Consider the following 11,712-nt stretch of genomic DNA (forward strand, 5'->3'; position numbering starts at 1 on the left):
ATGGAAGTGTGGGATGTGCTGATTGAGGATTTATGCCATACCTGGCCGGGGAGCAGGCATTGCCTGCGCGTGCCCGAACTGCGATTGGCCCAGGGCGAACGCCTGTTTCTCCACGGCCCCAGCGGCAGCGGCAAGAGCACCCTGCTGGGCCTGATCGCCGGCGTCCTGTCGGTGGAAGCCGGCCAATTGTGGGCCTTGGGAGCACCCCTTCACTCCCTCAAGCCCGCTGCCCGGGACCGCTGGCGCGGTGAGCGGCTGGGCATTCTGTTTCAGACCTTCAACCTACTACCGGCCCTGCCGGTGCTGGACAACGTCCTGCTCGCCTGCCGCTTTGCCCCGGCACGGATGGCCCGTTTGGCGACGCCGGGACAAAGCCCGATGGTCGCGGCGGAGGCCGAGGCGCGCCGCCTGTTGCGCCATCTGGGCATCGGCGACGAACTGCACCGGCGTGCCGTCACCGCCCTTTCCCTGGGGCAGCAGCAGCGGGTAGCTGCCGCCCGCGCCCTGCTCGGCCGGCCCGCCCTGGTGCTGGCCGACGAGCCCACCTCGGCCCTGGACGAAGACAATCGCCAGGGTTTTCTCGATCTGCTCCTGGCCGAGTGCGCCGCCAACGGGGCATCGCTGCTGTTCGTCAGCCACGACCGGCGGCCGATGGACCGCTTCGATCGCAGCCTGTCCCTGACGGACATCCTTCAGGAGGAGACGCCATGAATCCCAGCCGTTTTTTCCTGCTGCGCCTGGCCTTGCTCAGCGCCTGGAACCGGCGCGGGACGTTGTTCTGGGTGGTGCTCAGCCTGGCGCTTTCAACGGCCTTGATGCTGGCGGTGGAAGGGCTGCGGCAACAGGCCCGGGCCACCTTCGAGGAATCCGTGGCGGGGGTGGATCTGATCGTCGGCCCGCGCAACAGTCCGGTCCAGATTCTGTTGCAGGCCGTGTTCCAGGTGGGCGAAGCGGGGCCGGGTCTGTCCTGGGCCAGCGCCCAGGCCCTGGCGCGGCAGGACGGCGTGGCGTGGACGGTGCCCATCGCCCTCGGCGATTCCCTGCGGGGTTATCCCGTGCTGGGCACGACCCCGGCCTATCTGGAACACATGGCCTTCGGCGGCGAACGGCTGCGGCTGGCGGCGGGCGCGGCGCAACTGGGCCTGTTTCAGGCGGTGGTTGGCAGCGAGGTGGCGGCCCGCCTCGGCTATCGACCCGGCGACCGTCTGGTCCTGAGTCACGGCATGTCCCTGGACGGCGATGATGATGACGATCATGACGCTGGCCATGGAGCGCACGCCGACGATCACCACGGCCTGCACCATCACGACCATGGTGACAAACCCTTCCAGGTGACCGGCGTGCTGGTCGCCACGGGCACGCCGGTGGATCGGCAGGTGTTGGTGAGCCTGGCTTCGCTCCAGGCCATCCACCTGGACTGGCAGGGCGGCGCGCCCTTGCCGGGCTTCGTCATTCCGCCCGAGCTGGTGAAGAAATTCGACCTGACGCCCAAACAGGTGGATGCCGTGTTTGTCGGCCTGGAGCGGCGCAGCGACGCCCTGGCCCTGCAACGGGCCATCAACGACGGCAAGCTGCCGGGACTGTCCGAACCCATGACGGCCCTGTTGCCGGTCCTCACCCTGGAACGCCTCTGGCAGGTGGTGGCTGTGGTGGAGCGGGCCCTGCGGGCGGTGGCCGTCCTGGTTCTGGTGACCGGGCTGGCGGGCATGGTGGCGGCCCTGATGGCCGGCCTTAATGAACGCCGACGGGAGTTGGCCCTGCTGCGGGCGGTGGGGGCCGGGGCGCAGCACGGTTTCTGGTTGCTGGCCCTGGAGGGGCTTTGGCTGGGCCTCATCGGCGTGGCCGGCGGTGTGATTCTGGTGCTGCTGGGTTTCGATGTGGCGGCGCCCCGCTTGTGGGCGGCTCTGGGTTTTGCCGCGCCCCCCAGCGGCCATCTGGCGGATCACCTGCCTTGGGCCTGGCTGCCCGTCCCCCTCCTGGCGACCTGGTTCGCCGCCCTGTTGCCGGGCTGGCGGGCCTGGCGCCTGTCCCTGGCCGACGGGCTGACGCCGCGTTTGTGAGGCTGATGATGAAAATATTTGGACGATTTGTGTTGCTGGCCGTGCTGTTCCTTTGGGCGCTTTCCGCTTCGGCCTTCACCGTGGGGGAGGGCTTGTCCGCCGGCCCGAAAACCGCGCCCGCCGCCGCTCCGGGGGGCGACCGGGATTTTCGTGAAATCACGTGGGACGATCTCATCCCCAAGGGCTGGGACCCCCGCAGCGCCTTCAAGGGCCTCGACCTGTCCCGCGTGCCGGATAGCGATCCCCGCGCCAGCGCAGCATTGGAAAAACTGCGGGATCTCTGGGCCAATGCTCCCACGGAGCCCAGCCTCAAGGGCGAGCGGGTGCGCATTCCGGGTTTTTTGCTACCTATCGAACGCAAGGGCAACACGGTGAGTGAATTCTTGCTGCTGCCCTATTTCGGCGCCTGCATCCACGTACCGCCGCCGCCGGCGAACCAGATCATCCAGGTCAGTATTTCCCCGCCCTTGAAAAACGCCCAGGCCATGGACCCGGTCTGGGTCAGCGGCATATTGGACGTGGACCGGCGCGACACGCCCTGGGGTAAGGCCGGCTATCGGATGAAGGGAGAGAAGGTGACGCCCTACAAAATGCCGGCGCGGTGAGGAAGCTTGGTCGAGGTATTTGACTGAACGCCCGTGACGACGCGGCTAGCGCATCTGGAAAACGCAAAACCCTGGATTCCCGCTTTCGCGGGCATGACGCCGACGTGAGACGGCGGTAAAGGTGCGCTACGCCGTCACTCCACCTGCACCAACAAGCCCTTCAAATACTCGCCTTCGGGAAACGCCAAAGCCACCGGGTGGTCCGCCGCGCCTTGCAGGCGCTGGACGATGCGGGCTTCGCGGCCTGCATCGAGGGCGGCTCCGGCGGTGATGGATTGGAACAGTTCCAGGCCGATGCCGCCGGAGCAGGAATAGGTCATGAGCAGGCCGCCGGGGGCGAGGAGTTTGAAGCCGTTGAGGGCGATGTCTTTGTAGGCGCGGCTGGCGGTGTCGGCGTGTTTGGCGCTGGGGGCGAATTTGGGCGGGTCGAGGACGATGATGTCGAAGGTCTCCCCGGCGTCCTTGCGGCGGCGCAGTTCGTCGAAGACGTTGGCGCAGACCCACTGGGCACGGCTAGGGTCCAGCGCGGGGTTGAGGGCTAGGTTGGCGCTAGCGGTGTCGAGGGCGGGTTGGGAGCTATCCACGGAGATGACTTCTTTGGCGCCGCCCGCCAGGGCTTGCAGGCTGAAGCCGCCGGTGTAGCAGAAGCAGTTGAGCACCCGTTTGTTTTTGGCCAGTTGGCCCAGGAGCTGGCGGTTGTCCCGCTGGTCCAGATAAAAGCCGGTTTTGTGGCCGCCGATGATGTCCACTTTCATCTGGACGCCGTTTTCGCGGATGACGATGTCGTCTGCCGGGGCGTCGCCATGGAGCCAGCCGGTGGTGGGCTCCAGCCCTTCTAGCTTGCGCACGTCGGAGTCGGAGCGTTCAAACACCCGGGCGCAGCCGGTGGCTTTGACCAGGGCGGCGACGATGGCTTTGCGCCATTTGTCGCTGCCGGCGCTGGTGAGCTGGATGACGACGGTGTCGCCGTACTGGTCGGCGATGAGGCCGGGCAGGCCGTCGGATTCGGCGTGAATCAGGCGCAGGCCACCCTGGCCTTGCAGGGCGGGCAGGGCTTGGCGACGGGCCACGGCGGCGGCGATGCGGCGTTTGAAGAAGGCGTCGTCGATGGTTTCTTCGCCGTCAAAGGTCCATACCCGGGCGCGGATTTGCGACTCGGGGCTCCAGGCGGCCTTGGCCAGCAGCTTGCCGCGGTGGTCCAGAACGTCCACCGTGTCGCCGCTGCGGGCGCGGCCTTCGAGGCTTTGCACGGAGGTGGAAAAAATCCAGGGATGGCGGCGCAGGACGGAGCGTTCTTTGCCTTTGACGAGAATGAGTTGGGCCATGGCGGAAGGAAGTTCAGCGGGCCACGGTCAACCAGAAGGGAATGGTGACCATGGCGAGGACGGTGGTGACGGAAATGACCCAGGCCACGGCGGCGCCGTCGCCGCCCATGCGTTGGGCGAGGATGTAGGCGGAGCTGGCCACGGGCAGGGTGGCGAAGATGAGGGCGGTATCGGCATCCACCCCGGCCAGGCCCAGCCAGGCGGCGCTGGCCAGGGCCACCAGGGGCAGGGCCAGCAGCTTGACCGCCATCAGGTAGGCGGCGGCGGGGAGAGCCTTGAGGGGCATGCCGCCGCGCAGCTTGAGGGCGGCGCCGACGGACATCAGCCCGAGGGCGATGGAGGCATCGGACAGCCGGGCGAGGAAGGCGCGGACCGGCTCGGCCAGCTCCAGGCCGAGGCCGCTCCAGATCAGGCCGGCGACGGTGGACAGGATCAGCGGGTTGCGCGCCAGTTCGCGCCAGATGCCCAGGTTGCCGTGGCGGGCCAGCATCCAGACCGCGCCGGCGTTGGCGATGGGCACGGCCACGCCGCACAGCAGGCCCATGGCGGCGATGCCGGCGGCGCCGTTGATCTTGCCGGCCACCGCCAGGGCGACGTAGGAGTTGAAGCGATAGGCGCACTGGTAGAGGGAGGCGAATTGCAGCGCGGGAATGCGGAACACCAGGGCCACCAGGCCCAGCACCACGCCGCCGCCCATGATGCAGACCGCCACGGCGGCCAGGGGGCCGGCGCTGCTCAGGGCGATGGGGTTGCGGGTGATGGCGTTGAACAGCAAGGCCGGGAAGAGGATGAAGTACACCAGCTTTTCCAGGCCGCTCCAGAAGTGGTCCCCCAACTGAAACGCGCGACGCAGCCAGGCGCCGAGGGCGATCAGGGCAAAGTCCGGCAGCAGGAGCAGGGCGGTTTGCATGGGGGCAAAAGAAAAGGGCGGAGGCGCATTCTACGCACTCCGCCCCGGCGCGGCGGGCAGCCGCGGGCCGTTCGCGTCCGGGTCAGGCCGCCGCGGCCATGGAGGGGCCGGCTTGGTTCTGGGCGCGGGGCTGGGTGTTGGCGCTGTCGTCCTCGTCGTCGAGGATGTCGATCTGCAACAGGTCCAGCACTTGGCGGGCGACGCCCCGGCTGGCGTTGTTGAGGGCCGAGGGCAAGGGGGCGGGCAACTGCTTTTGCAGCAGCACCTTGCTGGCGGACAGAGCGTAGACCGGGTCGAGGATGCGGTCGTGGAAGGGGGCCAACATCTCCTGCACGGTTTTTTCCGCCGCTTCCTTCTGCCAGGCGTTGGTGGGCCACTGGGTGGGAATGGCGTAGGCCCGGGGGAACATCTCCAGGTCGCGGATCACGGTGCGGATGTCCTCGTGGGAGTCGCGGAAGGGCAGCAGCACCAGGTCGGCCAGGCCGTAGAGGCGGCGGTCCATTTCGGTGCGGTTGCCACCGCCGTCAATGACGCCGAGCCAGGCCTTGAGGCTGCGGATCTTGTCGGTGACCTTGCCCAGGGCCTCGCGGGAACGGGCGTCGGCCACCAGGTAGCGGCGTCCGGCGGGATCGAGGGGCTCGCGATAGGTGTCGGTCAGCACGCAGACGGAACGCTGGCCGAGCAGGCCGAGGCCGTGGCTGAGCATGTGGGACAGTGTGGTCTTGCCGGTGCCGCCCTTGTTACCGATGACGCAAATAATGTCTGCCATGTTGTCTCTCCAGTGGAGGGAGTCCGCCGTGATCCGGCGTGGCCGGGGCGGCTATGAGGCGGGATTATTGGCGACGACGGGGTGCGACGATGGGGGGAAATGGGGGCCTTAGGCCGGCCTATTCGGCATCGGTCGGAGCACCCGGGGCGGGGTGGTAGCAGTAGAGCTGGGTCTGGCGCCGGTCGTCCACCGCCAGAATCCGGGTTGGCACCTGGTCCGGCACGGCGAAGCTATTGGCGACCAGCAGCGCCCCGGGTTCCATCTCGGCCTGGGCCTTGTCCCATAACCGGGCCATGGGCACGGGGGAGAGGAAGGCGTATACCAATTGGTAGCCGCGCAGGGGAACGGACCAGAAATCGCCGTAGCGGATGGCGACGTTACTCAAATGGCGGTTGCGCCAACGGGCAATGAAATAGGGGATGGGGGCATGTTCGACGCCGATGAAGTGACAATCGGGGCGTAATCCTGCCAGTTGCTGTAACAGGCCGCCAGTGCCGCAACCCAGGTCGAGGCACACGCCCGGTTCGGCGGGCAGCAGGCTGGCCAGGGCTTCCCCGGTGGCGGCATTGCTCAAGTAGAGGGGGACGCGGCTGGTGTCGGTGCGCCAATAGACCAGCAGCAGCAGGACGAAGCCGCCGAGCCAGAGCAGGGGCGGCAGGTGCAGGCCGTTGAGCAGCAGCAACAGGGGCACGAAGCAGAGATGGATGGCCTGCCACCAGAGGGGAGCCTGGCGCAGGCGGGCGACCCAGGTGGCGAACAGGGCTTGCATGCCGGCCAGGGCGAAGGGGTATTGGAGCAGGATGGGCTTGACCCAGGCCATGACGACGGCGGCGAACAAGCCGAACAGTTGGGGCAGGATGCCGGCGCCGAAAAAGGTGAGGGGCGGCAGGGCGGAAACGGGGCGCGGGGTTCGGCGGGACATGGCCGCGATGATAACCAGGGGGAGTTTTTTCTGGCAAAAAGCATCGGCAGCGTTGACAGCTTTGTGCGGTGCCTCCATAATGCCGGGCTCTTCTGGAGGGATTCCCGAGCGGTCAAAGGGATCAGACTGTAAATCTGACGGCACTGCCTTCGAAGGTTCGAATCCTTCTCCCTCCACCAAGATATTGAAGCAATTGGTTTTTTAGCAGGCGGTTAGGTCAAGCGGGTGTAGCTCAGTTGGTAGAGCACTTGCCTTCCAAGCAAGATGTCGCGAGTTCGAACCTCGTCGCCCGCTCCAATTGGTTCTGGTCTTGGGTAATTGCAGGTTTCTGCCCTTGTAGCTCAGTGGTAGAGCACTCCCTTGGTAAGGGAGAGGCCACGTGTTCAATCCACGTCAAGGGCACCATTATTTGATGTACTAGGCTGCCGCAAGGCGTTTTTCTGATCGAAGATCTTTGGGGTAACGGATCATGGCAAAAGGCAAGTTTGAACGTACGAAGCCGCACGTAAACGTCGGCACGATTGGGCACGTTGACCACGGCAAGACGACGCTGACTGCAGCGATCACCACCGTGCTGTCCCGCAAGTTTGGTGGCGAAGCCAAGGCTTACGACCAAATTGACGCAGCGCCCGAAGAAAAGGCCCGTGGTATCACCATTAATACCGCCCACGTCGAGTACGAAACCGCCACCCGTCACTACGCCCACGTCGATTGCCCGGGCCACGCTGACTACGTCAAGAACATGATTACCGGTGCCGCCCAGATGGACGGCGCCATCCTGGTCTGTTCCGCCGCTGACGGCCCCATGCCCCAGACCCGCGAACACATCCTGCTGGCCCGCCAAGTGGGCGTGCCCTTCATTGTCGTGTTCCTGAACAAGTGCGACATGGTGGATGACGCCGAACTGCTGGAACTGGTCGAAATGGAAGTGCGCGAGCTGCTCTCCAAGTACGACTTCCCCGGCGACGACGTGCCCATCATCAAGGGCTCCGCCCTGAAGGCCCTCGAAGGCGACCAGTCCGAAATCGGCGAGCCCGCCATTTTCCGTCTGGCCGACGCCCTGGATAGCTACATCCCCACCCCCGAGCGCGCCATCGACCAACCCTTCCTGATGCCCATCGAAGACGTGTTCTCCATCTCTGGTCGCGGTACCGTCGTGACCGGTCGTGTCGAGCGCGGCATCGTCAAGGTCGGCGAAGAAATCGAAATCGTGGGCATCAAGCCCACCACCAAGACCACCTGCACCGGCGTCGAAATGTTCCGCAAGCTGCTGGATCAAGGTCAAGCCGGTGACAACGTCGGCGTCCTGCTGCGTGGCACCAAGCGTGAAGAAGTCGAGCGCGGCCAAGTGCTGGCCAAGCCCGGCTCCATCACTCCCCACACCCACTTCACCGGTGAAGTGTATGTCCTGTCCAAGGACGAAGGTGGTCGTCATACCCCCTTCTTCGCTAACTACCGTCCCCAGTTCTACTTCCGTACCACGGACGTGACTGGCGCCATTACCCTGCCGGAAGGCACCGAGATGGTGATGCCTGGCGACAACGTGTCGATCACCGTCAAGCTGATCGCCCCGATCGCCATGGAAGAAGGTCTGCGTTTCGCCATCCGTGAAGGCGGTCGTACCGTCGGCGCCGGTGTCGTCGCTAAGATCATCGAGTAATTTCAGCGGTAATTAAGTAAGCGGGCGGCGGTCGTTTTCGATCGCCGCCTTTGTAGTCTCTGCCGCAGGGGTGTAGCTCAATTGGTAGAGCAACGGTTTCCAAAACCGTAGGTCGGGGGTTCGATTCCCTCCGCCCCTGCCACCGATTCATCGTCGCTGGGATGCCATGGCTGACAAATTAAAGTTCGTAATCGCTCTGTTGTTGGTGGTGTCGGGCATCGTGGGGTTTTATCTATTGGCCGAGCAGCCGATGATCCTGCGGGTGCTGGCCGTCCTGGCGGGTGTGGCGGCGGGTGGCGCTGTGGCCTGGTTCACGGAACCGGGGCAGCGCTTTTTTGTCTTTGCCCAGGAGTCGGTGGTCGAGGCCAAGAAAGTCGCTTGGCCGAGCCGTAAGGAAACCTTGCAGATGACGGCGGCCGTTTTCGTTTTTGTGTTGACCATGGCCGTGGTGCTGTGGGTGACGGACAAGACGCTTGAATGGGTGCTTTACGACCTCGTGCTGGGTTGGAAATGACATGACAACAAAACGCTGGTACGTCGTACACGCATATTCCGGCTTCGAAAAGAGCGTCAAGAAGGCGCTGGTGGAGCGCATTACCCGTGCCGGTATGCAGGACAAGTTCGGTCAGGTGTTGGTGCCTGTCGAAGAAGTGATTGAAATGAAGGGCGGTCAGAAGAGCATATCTGAGCGCAAGTTCTTCCCCGGTTACGTGCTGGTGGAGATGGACATGGACGACGACTCCTGGCACTTGGTCAAGAGCACGCCCAAGGTCACCGGTTTCGTGGGCGGTACCGGCAACAAACCGACGCCGATTTCCGAAAAGGAAGTCGAGAAGATCATGCAACAGATGCAGGAAGGGGTGGACAAACCCCGTCCCAAGGTGCTGTTCGAAGTGGGCGAGATGGTGCGGGTCAAGGAAGGCCCCTTCACCGACTTCAATGGCAGCGTCGAGGAAGTGAATTACGAAAAGAGCCGTCTGCGGGTTTCCGTGACCATTTTCGGTCGCGCTACCCCGGTGGAACTGGAGTTCTCCCAGGTGGAGAAATCCTGAGCGTCAGGTTTTGGTAGTAAGGGTATGCCCGGGACCCTGATTCGGGCAGAGGAGCGTCGGTAGTTTTTCCACGGAAGAGCGAAGGCGCGTTACGACTCACGCAATAGGAGCCATCATGGCAAAGAAAATCATCGGCTACATCAAGCTGCAAGTGCCGGCGGGCAAGGCCAATCCTTCCCCCCCCATCGGTCCCGCCCTCGGTCAGCGCGGCCTCAACATCATGGAATTCTGTAAGGCGTTCAACGCCCAGACCCAAGGTGTCGAGCCCGGCCTGCCCATCCCCGTGGTGATCACCGCCTTCGCGGACAAGTCCTTCACCTTCGTGATGAAGACCCCGCCCGCCACCATTCTGATCAAGAAGGCTGCCGGCATCCAGAAGGGTTCTTCCAAGCCTCATACCGATAAGGTTGGCAAGATCACTCGCGCCCAGGCCGAGGAAATCGCCAAGACCAAGCAAAAGGATCTGACTGCTGCCGATCTCGACGCAGCCGTTCGCACCATCGCCGGCTCTGCCCGCAGCATGGGCATCACCGTGGAGGGTCTGTAATCATGGCTAAGCTGTCCAAGCGTGTACAGGCGCTGCGCGCCAAGGTTGACCGTAACAAGGTTTATCCCGTCGCCGAGGCCCTGGGCCTGGTGAAGGAATGCGCCACCGCCAAGTTCGACGAGTCCATCGACATCGCCGTGAACCTGGGCGTGGATGCCAAGAAGTCTGACCAAGTGGTTCGTGGCTCCGTCGTGCTGCCCGCCGGTACCGGCAAGAGCGTGCGCGTGGCCGTGTTCGCCCAGGGCGACAAGGCCGAGGCCGCCAAGGCCGCGGGTGCCGAAGTGGTCGGTTTCGACGACCTGGCTGCCGAAGTCAAGGGTGGCCGCATGGACTTCGACGTGGTCATCGCTACCCCCGACGCCATGAAGGTGGTGGGTGCCCTGGGTCAGGTGCTGGGTCCCCGTGGCCTGATGCCCAACCCCAAGGTCGGTACCGTGACCATGGACGTGGCCACCGCCGTCAAGAACGCCAAGGCCGGTCAAGTGCAATACCGTACCGACAAGGCCGGCATCATCCACGCCACCATCGGTCGTGCTTCCTTCAGCGTCGAGGCCCTGCAACAGAACTTCAGCGCTCTGCTGGACGCGTTGCAAAAGGCCAAGCCCGCCGCTGCCAAGGGCCAGTATTTGAAGAAGATCGCTCTGTCCTCCTCCATGGGCGCCGGTGTGCGCGTGGATCAGGCCAGCCTCGGTCAGTAATTCGTAGTAAAGAACTTTGGGCCGTCGCGGCACTTTGGTGCCGCGGCGGGTTATCAAAGACCGTAGGTGTTGGCCGATCGGCCGGCGTAATGGAGTGCAGCATGGCTCCGCCTACGCAGATGGCGTCTCCCAAGAACAGGATTCAAGATTCTCCTGATCGACGGTCGCCTTGGGTGCGGTGGGGAAATCCGCCGCGTGTTGACTTGAAAGGAGGAAAGACCTGATGGGTCTGAATCTCAACGACAAAAAAGCCGTTGTGGCTGAGGTGGTGGCACAGGTGGCCAACGCCCAGACGCTCGTCGTTGCCGAATACCGTGGTATCGAGGTGGGCGATCTCACCGAACTGCGGAAGAAGGCACGGGAGTCTGGTGTTTACCTGCGTGTGCTGAAGAACACCCTGGCCCGGCGCGCCGTGGCAGGCACGTCTTTCGAAGCCCTGTCCGATGCGCTGACCGGTCCGCTGATCTATAGCATCTCCGTCGATGCTGTGGCTGCGGCCAAGGTACTCAACGACTTCGCAAAGACCAACGACAAGCTGGTGCTCAAAGCTGGCGTTTATTCCGGCAACGTTCTGGACAAGGCCGGCGTGCAAGCCCTTGCCAGCATCCCGAGCCGCGAAGAGCTGCTGGCCAAGCTGCTGGGCGTGATGAAGGCTCCTGTGTCCGGCTTCGCCGTGGCCCTGGGCGCTCTCGCCAAGAAGCGCGAAGAAGAAGCCGCAGCTTAATCGTTACCAATCGATATCTGACATTAGGAATTAGGAGTTTCAAATGGCAATTAGCAAAGAAGACATCCTGGAAGCCGTTGGCGCCATGTCCGTCATGGACCTGAACGACCTGGTCAAGGCTTTTGAAGAAAAGTTCGGCGTGTCCGCCGCCGCCATGGCTGTGGCCGCTCCCGGCGCTGCTGCCGGTGGCGCTGCCGCCGCTGAAGAAAAGACCGACTTCACCGTCGTCCTGGCTGCCGCCGGCGACAAGAAGGTCGAAGTCATCAAGGTGGTGCGTGCTGCGACCGGCCTGGGCCTGAAGGAAGCCAAGGACCTGGTGGACGGCGCTCCCAAGCCCATCAAGGAAGGTGTGCCGAAGGCCGACGCCGAAGCCCTCAAGAAGCAACTGGAAGAAGCTGGCGCCAAGGTCGAAATCAAGTAATTTCGCCTGGAAACGCGGG

14 protein-coding genes and 4 tRNA genes are annotated in these 11,712 nt (G+C 64.1%); 14 read left to right on the plus strand and 4 right to left on the minus strand.

Going from position 1 to position 11,712, the window contains the following annotated elements:
• Genes ACYQ2U_RS07870 through ACYQ2U_RS07880 form a run of 3 tightly spaced genes read left to right on the plus strand, consistent with a single transcriptional unit; the run spans position 1 to position 2,665 of the window.
• Positions 1–711, plus strand: coding sequence for an ABC transporter ATP-binding protein (locus ACYQ2U_RS07870; RefSeq protein ID WP_459949808.1), 711 nt, complete (start codon positions 1–3; stop codon positions 709–711).
• On the plus strand, positions 708–2,060 hold the full coding sequence (locus ACYQ2U_RS07875) for an ABC transporter permease (protein WP_459949809.1): 1,353 nt from the start codon (positions 708–710) through the stop codon (positions 2,058–2,060). Before ACYQ2U_RS07870 ends, ACYQ2U_RS07875 begins: the two co-directional genes overlap by 4 nt.
• A gap of 5 nt (positions 2,061–2,065) precedes the next feature.
• Positions 2,066–2,665, plus strand: a complete 600-nt coding sequence (locus tag ACYQ2U_RS07880) for a DUF3299 domain-containing protein (RefSeq protein WP_459949810.1) — start codon at positions 2,066–2,068, stop codon at positions 2,663–2,665.
• Positions 2,666–2,799: 134 nt separating this feature from the next.
• Here the strand turns inward: ACYQ2U_RS07880 and ACYQ2U_RS07885 are convergent, their stop codons facing one another.
• From ACYQ2U_RS07885 to ACYQ2U_RS07900, 4 genes are all read right to left on the minus strand, one after another.
• Positions 2,800–3,990, minus strand: coding sequence for a class I SAM-dependent rRNA methyltransferase (locus ACYQ2U_RS07885; RefSeq protein ID WP_459949811.1), 1,191 nt, complete (start codon positions 3,988–3,990; stop codon positions 2,800–2,802).
• A 13-nt stretch (positions 3,991–4,003) separates the two neighbouring features.
• A complete protein-coding gene (locus tag ACYQ2U_RS07890) occupies positions 4,004–4,900 on the minus strand; it encodes an AEC family transporter (RefSeq protein WP_459949812.1) in 897 nt (298 codons plus the stop codon).
• Between the two features lie 82 nt (positions 4,901–4,982).
• The gene (locus tag ACYQ2U_RS07895; protein WP_459949813.1) at positions 4,983–5,669 is read right to left on the minus strand and encodes a P-loop NTPase family protein; all 687 of its coding nucleotides are present in this window, start codon (positions 5,667–5,669) and stop codon (positions 4,983–4,985) included.
• Positions 5,670–5,787: 118 nt separating this feature from the next.
• Complete coding sequence (locus tag ACYQ2U_RS07900; RefSeq protein ID WP_459949814.1) at positions 5,788–6,591, minus strand: class I SAM-dependent methyltransferase; 804 nt, start codon at positions 6,589–6,591, stop codon at positions 5,788–5,790.
• Between the two features lie 94 nt (positions 6,592–6,685).
• Between ACYQ2U_RS07900 and ACYQ2U_RS07905 the strand changes: the two genes are divergently transcribed.
• The 11 genes from ACYQ2U_RS07905 (at position 6,686) to rplL (ending at position 11,693) form a co-directional block, all read left to right on the plus strand.
• A tRNA-Tyr gene (locus ACYQ2U_RS07905) sits at positions 6,686–6,770 on the plus strand.
• A 42-nt stretch (positions 6,771–6,812) separates the two neighbouring features.
• Positions 6,813–6,888, plus strand: a tRNA-Gly gene (locus tag ACYQ2U_RS07910).
• A gap of 33 nt (positions 6,889–6,921) precedes the next feature.
• A tRNA-Thr gene (locus ACYQ2U_RS07915) sits at positions 6,922–6,996 on the plus strand.
• Positions 6,997–7,060: 64 nt separating this feature from the next.
• Positions 7,061–8,251, plus strand: a complete 1,191-nt coding sequence (gene tuf, locus ACYQ2U_RS07920; protein WP_459949815.1) for an elongation factor Tu — start codon at positions 7,061–7,063, stop codon at positions 8,249–8,251.
• 66 nt (positions 8,252–8,317) lie between these two features.
• Positions 8,318–8,393 (plus strand) — tRNA-Trp (locus ACYQ2U_RS07925).
• Between the two features lie 24 nt (positions 8,394–8,417).
• Positions 8,418–8,765 carry a preprotein translocase subunit SecE gene (gene secE / locus ACYQ2U_RS07930; RefSeq protein ID WP_459949816.1) on the plus strand — a complete coding sequence of 116 codons (348 nt, stop codon included), beginning with the start codon at positions 8,418–8,420 and terminating at the stop codon, positions 8,763–8,765.
• Position 8,766: 1 nt separating this feature from the next.
• Positions 8,767–9,303 carry a transcription termination/antitermination protein NusG gene (nusG, locus tag ACYQ2U_RS07935; protein WP_459949817.1) on the plus strand — a complete coding sequence of 179 codons (537 nt, stop codon included), beginning with the start codon at positions 8,767–8,769 and terminating at the stop codon, positions 9,301–9,303.
• A gap of 115 nt (positions 9,304–9,418) precedes the next feature.
• Positions 9,419–9,850, plus strand: coding sequence for a 50S ribosomal protein L11 (gene rplK / locus ACYQ2U_RS07940; RefSeq protein ID WP_459949818.1), 432 nt, complete (start codon positions 9,419–9,421; stop codon positions 9,848–9,850).
• Between the two features lie 2 nt (positions 9,851–9,852).
• Positions 9,853–10,548 (plus strand): 50S ribosomal protein L1, encoded by a 696-nt coding sequence (rplA, locus tag ACYQ2U_RS07945; protein WP_459949819.1) that lies wholly within the window; start codon positions 9,853–9,855, stop codon positions 10,546–10,548.
• Between the two features lie 223 nt (positions 10,549–10,771).
• Positions 10,772–11,272 carry a 50S ribosomal protein L10 gene (rplJ, locus tag ACYQ2U_RS07950; protein WP_459949820.1) on the plus strand — a complete coding sequence of 167 codons (501 nt, stop codon included), beginning with the start codon at positions 10,772–10,774 and terminating at the stop codon, positions 11,270–11,272.
• Positions 11,273–11,315: 43 nt separating this feature from the next.
• Complete coding sequence (gene rplL / locus ACYQ2U_RS07955) at positions 11,316–11,693, plus strand: 50S ribosomal protein L7/L12 (protein ID WP_459949821.1); 378 nt, start codon at positions 11,316–11,318, stop codon at positions 11,691–11,693.
• Positions 11,694–11,712 lie beyond the last annotated feature (19 nt).

It is taken from the genome of Denitratisoma sp. agr-D3 (assembly GCF_054658675.1).